Origin of the sequence: Streptomyces sp. NPDC058284 (assembly GCF_042881135.1) — a bacterium.
In the GTDB taxonomy this organism is placed as follows: Bacteria; Actinomycetota; Actinomycetes; order Streptomycetales; family Streptomycetaceae; genus Streptomyces.
This window is the reverse complement of record NZ_JBHVYE010000028.1, coordinates 69492-84138: the sequence shown is the minus strand read 5'-3', so window position 1 is coordinate 84138 and position 14647 is coordinate 69492. Positions and strand designations below refer to the sequence as shown.

The 14647-nt window shown below is 70.0% G+C and carries 14 protein-coding genes and 2 pseudogenes; 9 read left to right on the top strand and 7 right to left on the bottom strand.

Annotated features, from left to right (window positions below; translation table 11 throughout):
- Positions 1 to 19 precede the first annotated feature (19 nt).
- Positions 20 to 910 (bottom strand): LysR family transcriptional regulator, encoded by an 891-nt coding sequence (locus tag ACFVYR_RS30590; RefSeq protein WP_384256365.1) that lies wholly within the window; start codon positions 908 to 910, stop codon positions 20 to 22.
- Between the two features lie 339 nt (positions 911 to 1249).
- Between ACFVYR_RS30590 and ACFVYR_RS30585 the strand changes: the two genes are divergently transcribed.
- The 3 genes from ACFVYR_RS30585 (at position 1250) to ACFVYR_RS30575 (ending at position 4133) form a co-directional block, all read left to right on the top strand.
- Positions 1250 to 1735: a hypothetical protein gene (locus tag ACFVYR_RS30585; protein WP_384256217.1), complete on the top strand. Its 486-nt coding sequence runs from the start codon at positions 1250 to 1252 to the stop codon at positions 1733 to 1735.
- Positions 1736 to 1859: 124 nt separating this feature from the next.
- Entirely contained in the window at positions 1860 to 3086 is a 1227-nt protein-coding gene (locus ACFVYR_RS30580; protein WP_384256219.1) for a glutamate--cysteine ligase, read from the top strand.
- A 153-nt stretch (positions 3087 to 3239) separates the two neighbouring features.
- Positions 3240 to 4133 carry a phenylalanine 4-monooxygenase gene (locus ACFVYR_RS30575; protein ID WP_384256222.1) on the top strand — a complete coding sequence of 298 codons (894 nt, stop codon included), beginning with the start codon at positions 3240 to 3242 and terminating at the stop codon, positions 4131 to 4133.
- On the opposite strand, the gene ACFVYR_RS30570 is transcribed toward ACFVYR_RS30575, so the two are convergent.
- Positions 4078 to 5445 (bottom strand): FAD-dependent monooxygenase, encoded by a 1368-nt coding sequence (locus ACFVYR_RS30570; RefSeq protein ID WP_384256224.1) that lies wholly within the window; start codon positions 5443 to 5445, stop codon positions 4078 to 4080. The two genes, ACFVYR_RS30575 and ACFVYR_RS30570, sit on opposite strands and share 56 nt — an antisense overlap.
- 89 nt (positions 5446 to 5534) lie before the next feature.
- Between ACFVYR_RS30570 and ACFVYR_RS30565 the strand changes: the two genes are divergently transcribed.
- Together ACFVYR_RS30565 and ACFVYR_RS30560 are read left to right on the top strand one after the other, a co-directional pair.
- Complete coding sequence (locus ACFVYR_RS30565; protein WP_384256368.1) at positions 5535 to 6119, top strand: TetR/AcrR family transcriptional regulator C-terminal domain-containing protein; 585 nt, start codon at positions 5535 to 5537, stop codon at positions 6117 to 6119.
- Positions 6116 to 6640, top strand: a complete 525-nt coding sequence (locus ACFVYR_RS30560; protein WP_384256226.1) for a hypothetical protein — start codon at positions 6116 to 6118, stop codon at positions 6638 to 6640. Before ACFVYR_RS30565 ends, ACFVYR_RS30560 begins: the two co-directional genes overlap by 4 nt.
- Here the strand turns inward: ACFVYR_RS30560 and ACFVYR_RS30555 are convergent.
- Positions 6612 to 7262 (bottom strand): annotated as a pseudogene (locus ACFVYR_RS30555) (WYL domain-containing protein); the annotation flags it as partial. The gene ACFVYR_RS30560 and the pseudogene ACFVYR_RS30555 sit on opposite strands and share 29 nt — an antisense overlap.
- A 184-nt stretch (positions 7263 to 7446) precedes the next feature.
- A pseudogene (locus tag ACFVYR_RS30550) lies at positions 7447 to 7806 on the bottom strand (helix-turn-helix transcriptional regulator); the annotation flags it as partial.
- A gap of 81 nt (positions 7807 to 7887) precedes the next feature.
- Between ACFVYR_RS30550 and ACFVYR_RS30545 the strand changes: the two are divergent.
- Positions 7888 to 8274, top strand: coding sequence for a VOC family protein (locus tag ACFVYR_RS30545; protein WP_384256370.1), 387 nt, complete (start codon positions 7888 to 7890; stop codon positions 8272 to 8274).
- A gap of 298 nt (positions 8275 to 8572) precedes the next feature.
- Here ACFVYR_RS30545 and ACFVYR_RS30540 read toward each other — a convergent pair whose 3' ends face one another.
- Together ACFVYR_RS30540 and ACFVYR_RS30535 are read right to left on the bottom strand one after the other, a co-directional pair.
- On the bottom strand, positions 8573 to 9496 hold the full coding sequence (locus ACFVYR_RS30540; protein ID WP_384256229.1) for an alpha/beta hydrolase fold domain-containing protein: 924 nt from the start codon (positions 9494 to 9496) through the stop codon (positions 8573 to 8575).
- A complete protein-coding gene (locus tag ACFVYR_RS30535) occupies positions 9493 to 10050 on the bottom strand; it encodes a quercetin 2,3-dioxygenase (protein ID WP_384256231.1) in 558 nt (185 codons plus the stop codon). Before ACFVYR_RS30535 ends, ACFVYR_RS30540 begins: the two co-directional genes overlap by 4 nt.
- Before the next feature lie 115 nt (positions 10051 to 10165).
- Between ACFVYR_RS30535 and ACFVYR_RS30530 the strand changes: the two genes are divergently transcribed.
- The 3 genes from ACFVYR_RS30530 to ACFVYR_RS30520 all read left to right on the top strand — a co-directional run bounded on the left by ACFVYR_RS30530 (position 10166) and on the right by ACFVYR_RS30520 (position 13176).
- The gene (locus tag ACFVYR_RS30530; RefSeq protein WP_384256233.1) at positions 10166 to 10603 is read left to right on the top strand and encodes a MarR family winged helix-turn-helix transcriptional regulator; all 438 of its coding nucleotides are present in this window, start codon (positions 10166 to 10168) and stop codon (positions 10601 to 10603) included.
- A gap of 226 nt (positions 10604 to 10829) precedes the next feature.
- On the top strand, positions 10830 to 11459 hold the full coding sequence (locus tag ACFVYR_RS30525; protein ID WP_384256236.1) for a GNAT family N-acetyltransferase: 630 nt from the start codon (positions 10830 to 10832) through the stop codon (positions 11457 to 11459).
- Positions 11460 to 12162: 703 nt separating this feature from the next.
- Entirely contained in the window at positions 12163 to 13176 is a 1014-nt protein-coding gene (locus tag ACFVYR_RS30520; RefSeq protein ID WP_389613210.1) for an NADPH:quinone reductase, read from the top strand.
- Between the two features lie 239 nt (positions 13177 to 13415).
- On the opposite strand, the gene ACFVYR_RS30515 is transcribed toward ACFVYR_RS30520, so the two are convergent.
- Positions 13416 to 13940 (bottom strand): Imm21 family immunity protein, encoded by a 525-nt coding sequence (locus ACFVYR_RS30515; RefSeq protein WP_389613231.1) that lies wholly within the window; start codon positions 13938 to 13940, stop codon positions 13416 to 13418.
- Positions 13941 to 14647 lie beyond the last annotated feature (707 nt).

Sequence of the window (14647 nt, the reverse complement as noted above, 5' to 3'; positions counted from 1 at the left end):
CACTTATAGGCAGGGCTTATCAGGCGCCATCGGCTGGGTGGGTACGGGCGATGTCCAGGAACGCGACGGCAGCGGGAGAGAGAAGACCACGGCGGCTGACGAGTCCGATCTGCAGGGCGGTCGCCGGTTCGATGTCCAGGACGCTCGCCCCCGCCTGCCGGGCCAGCTCCCGCCAGGACTCGGTGACCACGGCGAGCCCGACGCCGGCCAGTACCAACGGCAGCAGCGCCACCCGGTGCTCGATCTCCGCGGCGACGCTGAACTCGATGCCCTGCTTGCGCAGTGAGTCGACGTAATCGCGCATGCCCGTACCCGGCTGACCCACGATCAACCGGCGCCCCGCCAGCTCCTCGCTCGCCACACTCCGCCGTCCGGCGAGCGGGTCGCCCGCCGGAACGAGAAGCACGAAGCGCTGCTGTCCGAGGGAGAGCGCGGTGACCTCCTTCTCCGGCAGCGGACCGGCCGAGGCGAGCAACCCCAGCTCCACCGTCCCGGTGCGTACGGCTTCGATCACATCGCGGGTCGTGAAGGCCGCCTTCAGCGCCACCACGACGCCGGGGTGACGGCTGCTGAAAGCACGGATCAGCGTGGTGAGCGGCTCGACCGCCTGTGAGGGCATCGAAGCCACGTCCAGCCGCCCCGTATGCAGTTCGTGTACGGAGGCGACGCTGGCCCGCGCGGTTTCCAGGCTGCGCACGGCCTCGCGCGCCGGTTCGATCAGCGCCCGGCCCGCTTCCGTGAGGACCGCCCGCCGCCCGATCCGATGGAAGAGCTCGGAGCCCAGGTCGCGCTCCAGCGCGCGAACCGCCTGCGACAGCGAGGGCTGCGACACGTACAGGGTGGTGGCCGCGCGGTTGAAGCCGCCGGAGTCGACGATCGCCAGGAAGTACTCGAGCTGGCGGATGTCCATCATGTCTCCCGGGCGGGCTGGTACAGCAGCCCCTCGCTGCTCAGGCGCCGAGTGGCCTCCCGCGGCGGGTGATGCTCATGATCAGCGACTCGGACAGCGGCAGCACAAGACTACGGGGCCGCCACGCAGGCATTCCCGACCGGCAGGCCTGGAAGGGCATGCACCGCACAGACTGAGGTGATGGACGGGCACAGGCCGAGGTGATGATCGGCACGATGACGTGCTGGACGCTTGACCCGGGCGTTTGAACTGATGGGCCATTTGGACGAGCCCTTGATCGCACGTCATCTCCGCGTGGCATGGACAGCAGGAGCAAGCTCCATGTCACGGAGGTTTTCCATGTTGCGATCTGCGAGGCTCAGTGCCGGGCGGTCCCTCGCCCTGGGCGCGGCAGCGGCTTTCATCGCCACGGCGTGCCTACCCGTTGCCGGCGCGACGGCAGTTGAGCCCAAGGCTTCCCTCACCATCAAGTCCGGCACGATGAAGCAGAAGACCCGGGCTGTAACGGTCAACATGACGGCGACCTGCCACGGTGGCGGAAAAGCCGCTGTGAGCTATGCCTACGCGAAAGTGCAGGGCCGGTCGTACCAGTACGAGCGGGAGATCGTCGACTGGCTCCCGGCAGCCAATTCGACGGAGCTCATTCCCAAGTTCGGGGATGTGACCGTGGCGTGTGACGGGAAGCCGCACGACCTGAAGGTGAAGTTGAAGGGTAAGTCGGGTGCTTGGCCGGCCGCTGGCACAGGAACCGTGTGGGCAGGGCTGAGCAAGTCCGACAAGAAGATCGCCGAAACGAGCGCCAAGGTGCCCTTCAGTTTCGGGTAGACCGGCGCTCTCAGGGCGGTTGCGCCCAGCATCATCGTTGCTGGGCCGTCATGGTGGCAGGCTTCGGCTGATCACTGAAGGCCTTCGCGTTGCGGCCTCGGGGGGTGGCAGGAACGGTTGTTTCATGACGGTTCCCGATGACCTGCCCCCTATGGGGGTGGAAGAGGAATACTTCCTGACCTCGGCTGGAAGCCGTGCTGTCGTCGATGGCGCCTCGGCCATTCTCCCGGGCGCCACGGCGCTGTTGGGTGACCGCTTCTCCGGCGAGCTCATGGAGTGCCAGGTCGAGGCGAAGACGCCGCCGTGCACCACCCTGGAGCAGGTACATGGCCATCTGACCGCGATGCGGGCCGCGGTCACGAAGGCGGCCGGCGCGCAGGGGCTGCGGATCCACGCCTCGGGCACCCCCGTGCTGGGGTTGCGGGACTCTGCCAGGCTGCGGGACGACCCGCGCTACCTCGCAGCTCACGCCACGTTCCGGGCCAGGACGGAGGGAGCCGTCATCTCGGCGACGCATGTTCATGTGCAGGTGCCCGGGCGCGAGGAGGCGGTGCTGGTCGGCAACCATCTGCGTCCCTGGCTTCCGGCTCTCGTCGCGCTGTCGGCCAACTCCCCGTTCTGGGCGGAGCGTGACACCGGTTACGCCAGTTGGCGGATTATGGCGGCACACGCGCTGCCCGTGTTCGGGCCGCCGCCGTACTTCGCGTCCCTGGACCATTACGAGCAGGTCGCCTCCCGCCTGCGGGAGGCCGAGGCAGTGGTCGACGAGGGCATGCTCTTCTGGGACGTACGGCCGTGCACGCATCTGCCGACCGTGGAGATCCGCGTGATGGACGCGGTGGCCGACGCCGAGGCGGTCGCCGCGCTCGCGGCCCTCATCAGGGCCACGGTCGTGACCGCTCTGACGCGGGTGTACCGGGGCGACCCCGGGCCCGTCCTCGAGGAACCGGCACTGAGTACCGCGTACTGGCGTGCTGCGCGCGACGGGTTGCTGGGCTTCGGCGTGGACGTGCGCCACGGACGGCTGCTGCGGGCACCGGAACTCGTCGCACAGCTGGTGCGGTATGCCCGGCCGACGCTGGCGGAGTACGGCGAGCTAGGACCGGTCTGCCGGGTGCTGCGGCGTTGGTGCCGACTGGGCGGCGGCGCGGCTGTTCAGCGGGCGGCCTTCGGCCGGCGGGGGCACTTGCGGGACGTGGTCGATGATCTGACGTCGGCCACCGCAGGCGTGTTGACGGACTTCGGCGCGGCGGACTCCGGTGCGTGCCGGGGTGGCGGCCAGGAGACCGACCGTGTCGCTCCGGCACCCGTCGCCGTCGACGACATCACCGGTGAGACCGTCTCCGGCTGACGGGTCAGCCAGGGGAGAGGGGGCGGGCGGTGACGTCGGCGGTCACCCGTACGGCCTACGCAACACGCGAAGCGCGAGCAGGGCAGCAAGGCTGAAAGCCTCGCTCCAGCGGGCAGCGAACCGCCTGTGTGGCCTGCAAGGGAAGGGCTCGCGATGCAGCAGATATCCGGCTACCCGGACATCGGGATGGTCGACGGCAAGGTCTTCGTGGACTTTCCTCCCGACCACCCGGGGCACCGGGATCCCAGCTATCACGAGCGCCGCGTCGCGATCGCCGAGGCGGCCTTCCACACCGATTCCGCCTCCCGTGCTCCGGACATCCCGTACACCGACGAGGAACACGAGGTGTGGCGCACGATCACCGCGGCACTGGCGGGCCTGCACGCCAAACACGCGTGTTCGCAGTTCCTGGAGGGCGCCGACCGCCTGGCGCTGCCCGCTGACCGACTGCCGCAGCTCGCCGAGGTCTCGGACACCATCGAGCGGCTCACCGGATCACGGTTCAGTCCGGCCCCCGGCATGCTTGAGCCGCGCGACTTCTACAGCTCCCTGGCCGAGCGCCGCTTCCAGGCCACGCAGTACATCCGGCACCCCTCGATGCCGCACTTCTCGCCCGAACCCGACATGATCCACGAGATCGTCGGGCACGGCACCGCCCTGGCACACGACCGCTGGGCCGACCTCTACGAGCTGTTCGGTCACACCATTCGCCGCCTGACCGGCCGCGAGGCCGTCGGCACCGTGTCGAACGTCTTCTGGTTCACCATGGAAGCCGGGCTCGTCAAGGAAGGCGGCGACATCAAGGCCTGCGGAGCCAGCCTCCTGTCCTCACCCGGAGAACTGCAGAACATGTCCCGGACCGACATCCGCCCCCTCGACACGACGCTCATGGAGAGCCAGCCCTACCACGTCACGGGATTCCAGCCCCTGCTCTTCTGCGCCGAATCCTTCGATCACCTCGTGGAACACCTTGGGACGTACTTGACTACCTTCACGGACAGCGACTCCATTCGAGATGGCCGTCCGGGCGGATCAGCGCGGCACTGACCGCGGCCCAGTCCGCTCGGTCCTCCTTCTCGGCCAGCTCCGTCCTGACCCGGACCGTGTCGGCCGGCACGGCATGGGGCACGGCGTCGCCGGTGAAGTCCAGGAGGACGTGTCGCCCCGGCCGGAGCAGTTCGAACAGGCGGCTGTCGTCGGTGAACCGCAGATCGGGCGCGCGCCGTCCGGTGCCGTAGTCCACATCGAGGCCGGACAGCCGCTCGGCCAGGTGCCGGGACAGTTCCGGCACGGTGGCGATCAGACCGCTCAGCACGCCGCGCAGGGCCTGGCCGTCCGCCGAATACGCCATCATCAGCGCCGTCTGGGCCTGGGTGTGCACGACCAGGTCGGCGCCCACCGGGCGACGCTCTGCCTCGTAGGTGTCCAGCAGGGCGCTGTCTGCTCGGCCGGTGGCGACCGCGGCCAGCTTCCACCCGAGGTTCATGGCGTCCTGCACACCCACGTTGAGCCCCACACCGCCGGCCGGGAAGTGCATGTGTGCCGCGTCTCCGGCCAGCAGTACCCGGCCGCGGCGGTAGACCGACGCCTGCCTGGACGCGTTGCCGAACCGGGACAGCCACGCCGGATCGCGCATCCCGAAGTCCGACCCGGCGATGTTCACGACCTTCGCGCGCAACTCCGGCAGCGTCAGCTCTCCCGGCCGCCCGGTCCGGAGGCTGTCGGGGTCGCCACCGACGATGCGGTGGACGCCTCCGGGCAGCGGCACGACCATGAGACCGCCTCGGGGGCTCGTGACGTTGGCGAACCCGCCGCTCGGCGGCTCGTCCAGGACCACGTCGCCGAGCCAGCCCCACGCAGTCGCGTCCGTGCCCGGAAAATCGATGCCGGCTTCCTGCCGGACGGTGCTGCCCGCGCCGTCGCAGCCGACCACGTACCGCGCGCGCACCACCTCCCCGCCCTCGACGACCACTCCCTCCTCGTGCAGCGCGGTGACGCGGTGACCTCGCCGGACGGTGGCTCCCAATGACCTGGCCCGAGCCTCGAACAGTTCCTCGGTACGGGTCTGCGGCAGCGCCAGGGTGAAGGGGAACGGCGTGTCGAGGGCCTTGAAGTCCATGCGGTCGTCGAGGCCGCCGAAGTGGCCGTCGGGAATCGGCACGCCTTCGGCCAGGAACGGCTCGGCGACCCCGCGGCTGTCCAGTATCTCGATGGTGCGGGGGTGCAGCGTCAGGGCCTTCGAGTGCGGGTCCGGAGCCGGGCGGGGCTCGATCACCGTGACCGATGCCCCGCCGAGCCGCAGCTCCGCGGCCAGCCAGAGCCCGACGGGCCCGGCGCCCACCACTACAACGTCATCCACTACTGACCTCCTCTTGGTCAGTGACCAATGTTGATGCAAGATATACTTGGTCGGTGAACAAGAGTCAACAAGACGTCGTCGGGACCGCCATGGAGGTCCTCGACGCAGAAGGCTTGGAAGCCGTCTCGCTGCGGGCGATCGCCGCGCGGCGGGGGGTCCGGATGAACACCGTCGTATGGCACGTGAAGTCCAAGAGCCGGCTTCTCGAGCTGATGGCCGACGTCATCGTCGCCGAGGTGCGGCTGGACGACCTGCCCGCCCGCTGGGACGAGAGGGCCGGTGAACTCCTCGGCCGCTACCGCAGTGCGCTGCTGGCCCACCGCGACGGCGCGGCCGTCGTCGCCGGCACGTACGCGCCGGAGCCTGCCACCCTCGCCCTTGCCGAGACGCTGCTCGCCGCCCTGCTGGACGGCGGCTACCGCGAGCGGGAGGCCGTGTGGACGTGCTGGAACGCGCTCTACTTCACCCTCGGTCTGTGCCGGGAGGAACAGGCGCTGCCCAGTGCCGAGCCGGACCGGCTCACCGAAGCCGTCGCCACGGGTGCCTACCCGGCCCTCACCCGCACCCTGCCCCACCTCGTGGAGGCTTCCTTCGATGACAGATTCGCCTACGGTCTGCGACGCCTACTCGCCAAGCCTCCCGCACCCGCCGCCCGATCCGTGCTTGAACCATGAGCGAACCCCTGCCCGCCCTCGTCCACCTGGACAGCCCTTTCATCAATTTCAGGGACTTCGACTTCGGCGAGGGCTCGCACGGTTACCGCTGGGTCGCTGCCAAGCGTTTCCAGTTGTCGTCCGAGAGGCTGGACGACCGAGACGTGCTGGCTGCCTTGATAGCGCATCCGCAATTTCGGGATACGTACGACGGAGCCGACGTTCAAGACTGGCCACGGCATGGCCAGTGGTGGCTCGACCGCATCACCCCTGACGCCTACGAGTCCGTCGATGCCGCGATGGCGGTCGCTGTCATCCACTCCTGGGCCAACCAGCACGGAGACATCCCGGAATCACTCGCATCGCGCCTGCAGCAGGAGATCTACAACCCGATCCGTGAGGCAACCAGCAGATACCTGCTGGGACGGCTCTCCGAGGGCGCCTTCCACGACTACGGCCCGATCCACATCGACTACCACGAACTCGTCCTCATCGACCGCCCGGCAGCGACACTCATCCTCCTCGTCGCAGCTGACGACTGACGCTCCGAGCACAGCCGCCGGGCGACCCGGACCGACCGTTCGCGTTGTCCTCGAAGAGTTCCTGGGCACGGCGCAGCAGGGCCTGTCGTACGGCCTCCGGTGACAGGACTCGCAGGGGTGTGGCCAGGCCGAGGAGATACCTGGCGAGCCCCTCCGCGTCGGGACCGCCGATATCGACGATCGTGGCGTCGGGCCCGTCGGGACGGTGGGAACCGACTGTCGACGGGATCAGCCGCAGCGCTTGGTCCATGGACACCGGGAGGTGGATCGTCGCAGTGAGCGGGTAGGGGCCGGTCGCGACGGAGCGGGAGACGAGCAACGCGGGGTCGGGTGGGTCGATGAGTTCCACCGGGTGCCCGGTTGTCTGCAGTCGGTCGACCCTGTCCGCCCGGAAGGTACGCCATTGGCCGAGCGCCACGTCCCGAGCGACGAAGTACCACCGGCGGCCTGTGTGGACGAGGCGGTACGGGTCGATGTCCCGGACCGTGGCCTTTCCTTCCCAGTCGCGGTACGACAGGCGGGCGCGCTCGCCCCGGCGGCACGCGGCGGCCAGCTCCAGCAGCATGCCGGACGTGATCTGCGGCTCGTCGGGTCTGGGAGTGTGCACGAAGGCGGCATCCATCTGAGAGCCTGTCTTTGAACCCCCGCCTGCGCCTCGACGCCCGGCACGCACGCTCGGCGCACGGAGTCCCAGGACAGGTGGCTCCGCCACATGACCTGGGACTCCGCACTCCGATCGCACGCACCGAACGCCGCTGCGCCCGCGCTTCGCGCGGACGACGGGGGTTCAAAGACAGGCTCTCACCCAGCCGGTCCGCGATCCGCCGCGGCAGGACCTGCCGTAGTTTCAGCAGCGCCGACAGCGCGGCCTGGTCGCCGCCCAGAGCGCCGCTCAGCGCCGCCTCGCGCAACCCGACAGCCACGGCGAGTGCTTCTTCGTCATCGAGGATCAGCGGCGGGACCCGAGTCCCGGCGCGCAGGCGATATCCGCCCCATGGCCCGGGATCGGACTCGATGGCGTAGCCGAGTTCACGGAGCTTGGCGATGTCCCGCCGCACCGTGCGTTCCGTGACCGCTATCCGGTCGGCCAGCTCACCGCAGGTCCACGACGGACGGGCGGCCAACAAGGAGACCAGTCGCAGCAGGCGGGCGGATGCGCTGATCACATGCTGAAGTGTTCCACATGACCAGGACCGAATCTGTCCTGGTCCCGCCGTAGCGTCTTCTCCATGAGCATGAGCATGAGCATGAGCACGGGAAACACTTCCGCACCCACATTCCGCTACTCGGCGGTCACCTTCGACTGCCCGGACCCCGCCGAAATGGCCCGCTTCTACGGCGAGGCCCTCGGCCTGCCTGTCGTCTTCTCCACCGAGGACTTCGTCCTCCTCGGCCAGGAGGGATCGGCCGGACTGGGATTCAACCGGCTGTCCGACTACCGCCGTCCCACCTGGCCGGATCCGGCCCAGGAGAAGCAGGCCCACATCGAACTGGGCGTAGACGACTTGGATGCCGCCCAGGCCCGGCTCCTCGCCCTGGGGGCCGTCAAGCCCGAATTCCAGCCGGACCCCGACCGGTGGCGGGTCCTGCTGGACCCGGCAGGCCACCCGTTCTGCATCTCCACCCTGGTCTGAGCACGACCTGCAAACCGATGCGGTCCCGGCGTGGCCGACGGAGATACGGCCACACCACAGCGGTGTCAGTGCCGTCGCCATCGAGGGTGAGGCGGCGCCAGATGCGGATCGCGATGCCGCCGGGGCGCGGCCCACACAGTTCAGCCTGCGTACGGGGCCGGACGTACGCACCCCAGGGACACGCTGCCCGGACGCGGATGGGGGAGCGACGGGGGGCGTGAACTGCCGGTTCGTCGCCTGACCGCGGGGTGCGGACGGACAGCTGCATGGGGTACCGACCTGCCCCCCCGGGGAATCGCTAAACCCCAAGGCTGCGGGCGAAGGCCAAGGAGTGGGAGAAAAGTCCCTCCACTTCGGTGTCGGGCAGGCCGTGCCAACCGTGATCGGCGCCCGGCACCGTCCACGACTCAACCGCCGCGCCGGCCTGCTCCAGTGCTGCGGCCAGGGACCGGCTGTGTGAGCAGTCGACCAAGGTGTCCTGGTCTCCATGGACCAGGAGGAACGGTGGCGCGCCGGGCCGGACGTGAGCGAGGGGACTGGCCGTGCGGGCGCGTTCCGGGACGTTGGCCGGGGCCGCTCCGAGCAGGCGCGCCTCGGGGGTCGCGGGGTCTTCGGGGTCGAAGCAGCCACGGGCGGTGGTCAGGTCGCTCGGCGCGTACCAGATCACGGCGCCGACCGGCTGTACGTATTCCCTGTTCACAGGGTCGGCGTTCACAGGGGCAGCCTCGGTCAGGGCGAGGAGTGAGGCGAGGTGTCCGCCGGCGGACTCGCCCCACACCACCGTCCGCCCGCTGTCGATGCCGAGTTCCGCCGAGCGCAGGGTGAGCCAGCGCAAGGCGGAGCGCAGATCGTCCAGCGGGGCGGGGAAGGTGGCCTCGCCGCTGAGCCGGTAGTCGGCGCAGGCGACGGCGAAACCCGCGGCTGCGATGCGCGCGAGGGGCCGGGGCGACCAGTGGCGGGTACGCAGCCCCATGTCGTCGCGCCGCCCCCTATGCCAGGCACCGCCGTGCACGAACAGCACCAGCGGAGCGGGGCGCGCCGCCTCGTCGGCCTCGGGCAGCCAGAGGTCGAGTTCCAGCGGGCGGCTGCCGTCGATCTCTTGATAGGGCACTCCGCGCAGTTCCCGAACCCCGGGCGCGCTCATCGCCGCGGGTGGCAGGGCAGCGCGGTCGGGGTGGGGCGCGGCGATGAGTTCTCGCAGCGAGGGCTCGCGCGCCGTCACCGGGTACGCCACTGGTGATCAGGCAGGAAGCGTACGTCGTACTGCTGCGGGACCGTCTCGAACTTCCCGGCTTCCGGGATGACGGGCTGGTGCGGCAGGCCGAGCTGTTCGGCGGGGGCGCCGAGGTTCTCGAAGAACCGCTCGAACGTACCGCCGGGGCCCGCGGCGACGCCGACGACCTGGCTGTGGTGGCGCTCCATGCGGTAGGCGTGCGTGCAGTTCTTCGGTACGAAGCCGAAGCCGCCGGGGGTGAGCAGCTTCTCCTGCTGGATGCCTTCGGTGTCCTCGACGAAGAGCCGGACCGCGCCCTGGGTGACGTAGAAGACCTCGTGGGTGTCGGCGTGCAGATGGGCCGGTATGACGTCGCCCTTGGGGCCCTCGACGGTGAAGAAGTTGAAGGTGTTCTCGGTCTGCTCGCCGCCCGCGTAGACGGTGATGAGGTCGCCGAAGAGGTGCGCGCGGTCGCCCTCGCCCTTCTCGATGAAGTAGGGCTTGCCCGGCTCCGGGGGGATGTGGGAGGCGCGGCGGTAGCGGGTGGCGTACTCGATGGTCATGCGGTCTCCTTGGATCGCCTGCCGACTGTGAATGTCAGGCAGCCTGACACAATTCCATGTCGGTGGGCAAGCCGTACAGGTATCCGGCCCCGCCGTCCGTCGTCGTGAGGAACAGATGCAAGACACCCGCCGCAATCTCCCCCAACTGCTCGGTGAGGCCCGCCGCTGGTTCGAGGAAGGGCTGCTGGCCGCCGTGGAAGCGGACGGCGTCACGCCGGTGTCCCCGACGCAGACGCAGCTCTTCGCCGTCCTGGACGGCGGGGGCACGACCGTGTCGGAGTTGGCCCGGCGCATGGGTGTCACCCGGCAGACCGCGCACCAGGCCGTGCACGGTCTGATCGCCGCCGGGCTGCTCGAACAGGTCCCGGACCCCGGCTCCGCCCGGCAGCGGCTGATCCGGCGCACGGAAGAGGGGGAACGCGCACACCGCCGGGCTGTCCGCACCCTCGAACAGCTGGAGGACCAGCTCGCCGAGCGGATCGGCCGGAAGGCGGCCGATGCCTTGCGGGCGGCACTGGAGGCGCCCTGGGGGCAGCCGCCCTCCCTCGACTGATCGGCATGGCGCTGTCACCGCGGCGGCATGGCGAAGTCAAAGCCGGTGGCAACCGGCTGAGACCGGCATGACCTCGCACTCCGCGCTCCGACTGCATGACACCGACGTCAATACCTGCCTCCTGCCCCGAAAATCAGCTGCCAGGACTCCACAGCAATGTAATGTGTGATGTCGACTACGGCCTATTACCTGGCCGTTGGCGCGGTCGCGACTTCGGAGGGGCTTGATGGTTGAGGACTTGGTCAGGACCTGGGTGGCGGGCTGGGCGGTGTCCCGGCGGACGCCCCCGCCGGTCAAGACGCCCTGGGGGCTCTACATAGAGGTGGCCGACAGCCCCGATGAAGTGGGACGCCATGTCCTGCCCCGGGCCGAGGAGACGCTGGTCCGCGGTGCCGCCGCCTCGGTGTCCATGCCGCGTACCTGGATGAAGATGCCCGCGGAATCGGAGGAGGCCGAGTCCTGGCTGCCTCAGGGGTGGGCGCGGGAGGAGGACGGGCACCTGATGGCCGTCGACCTGATGACCACGCGCCCGGGCGTGCCCGAGGGGTACACCGTGGCCGTGGAGACCGTGCGAGCCGTTACCACTGCGCGCGTACTGGACGCGACGGGTCATCAGGCGGCCAAGGGGCAGATGGCGTCGCTCGGGGAAGCCGTGGTCGTGGACCGGGTGATGACGGAGGAGGCCCATCGACGGCGCGGGCTGGGCGGCCTCGTGATGCGTACGCTCGCCGACCACGCCGTGGGGGAGGGCGCGGTCCTCGGCGTTCTCGGCGCGACGGACGCCGGGCGTGCGCTGTACGAGACGCTGGGCTGGAAGAAGCACACGACGCTGGCGGAGTACATCTACCGGCCCTGAGAGCTGAGCAAGGACCCGGAGACGAATGACATTCCGGTGATGCCGCGTCACGGCCATCCGCGCCCTGCTGTCGGACGTGAAGTCCCCGGGGCGGTGCGCAACTCGCGTAGGTGACCGGCGTCAGGACTTCCTCGGCGACGCGGACCTGCTCGCCCCGAGGCGTTCGCGGGGAGTAGCTGGAGCCGGGTCGTGACGGGCGCAGGGGCAACCGGTCCTGCAGGCCGCCTGTTTGACGGCCCCGTCGGCGATGGGACCGGTCCAGGCGCGGCCTCCGATCCCTAGTGCGTACGCCGCCGCAACGTAGGTGCGGCGGCGTGCGCAGGCCTGGCTGTGCCGGGGGGCGTGTCGTGCCGAGCCGACGATGCGGCGTCGTCAGCCCGTCGCGGTGCGGCGGGCGTAGGCGCGGGCGCGGTCGCCGCAATCGGCGTGGGCGGCGAGGATGCCTTCGCGACCCCGGCGGACCCGCCCGCCGGGTACAGCCCGCTTGCAGCATGCGTACGCGCCCGCAGCGCAGGCAGGCTGGCTTCCTCACCTCGTCGATCCCGGCCTTCTCAACGCCAGGTACGTACCCGCAGAGTTCACCGAAACTCTCGGAATACCCCGCTCCGTAAAAGAGTTCGGAGGGAACAGCCCCATACAGAGCGGCGTCCTCCCCGGGTGCCGACCGCCTGTTCCCCAGGGGTGAACGAAGGAAGGGTGAGACATGAAGTCCGTCATCCGGACGGCTGCCGGCGGGCCCGAGGTCCTCCAACTCGTCGAGCGTCCGGTGCCCGAGCCCGGCCCCGGTGAGGTACGGGTTCGTGTGCACGTCTCAGGCGTCAACCCCACCGACTGGCGCAGCCGCAGACGCGCACTGCCACAGGGCATGAACGAACAGGTGCCCCACCAGGACGGCGCCGGGGTGATCGACGCCGTCGGTTCGCAGGTCGACCCGGAGCGGATCGGACAGCGGGTGTGGATCTGGGAGGCCGCGTGGGAGAGTCCCTGGGGAACGGCACAGCAATACACACTCGTCCCTGACCGGCATGCCGTCGCCCTGCCCGACCACGCCCCGTTCGAACTCGGCGCCGCCCTGGGCGTCCCGGCCCTGACCGCCCACCGCGCGCTGACCGTTCATGACGGCGGACCGGGGCGTATCGCGCCCGGCACCCTGCGGGGTACCACCGTGCTGGTGGCGGGCGGCGCCGGCGCTGTCGGCAACGCGGCCGTTCAACTCGCCCGCTGGGCCGGAGCGCGTGTAGTCACCACGGTCAGCAGCCCCGCCAAGGCCGCGCTGGCGCGCGCAGCCGGCGCCCACCGAGTGGTCGACTACCGCACGCAGGACGCGGCCGCGGAAATCCTGGACTTCGCCCCCGAAGGCGTCGATATCGTCGTGGAGGTCGCACCGGGCGCCAACACCTCTCTCGACATCGCGGTGGCCGCCCCGGGGGCCGTGGTGGCCTACTACTCGGGTGGCGAGGGGGAGCGGCTGTCCGTCCCGGTACTCACCTCACTGTCGGCGAACCTGCGCTGGCAGAGCGTCTTCGTCTACACCGTGCCGCCTGCGGCGAAGCGGCAGGCGCTCACCGATGTCGCGGCGGCCGTGGACGCGGGGGCGCTGCGCGTGGGCGAGGAAGCCGGACTGCCGCTGCACCGCTTCGTGCTGGAGCGCGTCGCTGACGCCCACGCCGCGCTCGAGAAGGGTGTCGTCGGAAAGGTCCTTCTCGACATCCCGTGAGCGTGGCACCGGCTGCCGGTCGGCGCCGTGCACCCGCAAGTCCGCACGCCGCGGCGTATCCGACATCCAGCCGACATCGGCCGTGAGACCGACACGAAATACGGGCACCGGCAAATCGCCGGGTTACGTCTGGGTCATGTCGACGAACCGCGGGTAGCGGCCTGAAAGGCGATGGTGATGGTGACGGTGGGGCCGTTTCGCGGCGCGGCTGACCGCACCCAGCCTGAAGCACTGTCGGTTCAGGATTCGGCGGGCAGGAGCTGGACCAGGCCGACTCCGTTCTCCTCGTCCACCCCGGTCTGCGTGGCGCGGACCCTCCAGCGGCCGGCGGGCAGTAGGACCGGCGCCTCAGCGGGCATCCCACCATCGGGGTACTCGATGCCCAGGTCGGCACCTGCTTCGGCGGAGTCCATGAGCACCGCCGGGCCGTCCGAGGCCCAAGTGCCGCACTGCTCCCAGACCGTGGCCGGGTCTGCAAGGACGGTGTCCGCCGCGGCTCTCAGTCCGGCCTCGGAGTCGGCGGCGCGCCATCGCAGGAACGCTCGGTGCTGGGGCAGATAGCAGCTGGTCGCCGGCTCGTCCGCCAGCACCAGTACCTGCGCACCGTTCTTGTCGATGGGGATCACACCGGCCAGACCGTCCACCGCGCAGGCCCGGTCGTAGTCGTCCGGGGCGGTGGCGTCTCCCGCCATAAGGCCATGCTCCGTGCACCCGCCCCAGGAGGCCAGGGCGGAGAGGGGGATGACAATCAGAGGGCCGCCCATCGACTCCACCCAGACAGGGGAGGGGGCAGAGGCATCGTCTGCGACGGATGAAGAGGTGATCATGCGAGTCAGTGTGCCGTCGCCCACTGACAACGTCCCCCAGCTCGTGGGAACCCAGCACGGGGAGAGGCGCAGCACCCGTGGCAAGCAGCAGCTGCGGGACAGCCCTTGGGGCGATCTCCTGTGCGTAGAGGATCAGCGGCAGCCCCGCGACGCGGTCCAGGTCCGGCTGGGTGCAGGTCCCCAGTGTGAGTCCTTGTGGTGAGCCAGTCGAGGAAGTAGTTCGCCGCGGTGACGTGGCAGCGCACGTTCAGGTACTGGAGCCGGGTGGTGTGGTCTTCGCCGAGGCGGCGCCGGAATCGGCGCAGGTGGTGCCAGACCGCGTAGCCGTGCGGGATCCGGCGCTCGGTGAGATCGGTACGGGCCTGGACCGTGGTGGTGGTCCATTTCTCCAGAGCGATGAGCCGTTCATCGCGGGGCGGGAAGGCGCCGGTCGCGACCAGGACATTGCGCAGGTGAGCCAGCGCCTTGCCCGGGGGCGGTTCGTCGAGGATCTCGTGGGTCACGGGCCGCTCGTCGCGGCCTGTACGCTCCAGGAGATCTCCCGGGCCCGTACCCGCCCCCTCACCCAGCGAGGAGACCAGCCGCTACCGGCGGACCATCGCCTCAGGGGCGCACAGGAGCGAAAGGGGGGCGTGTCGGCGCAC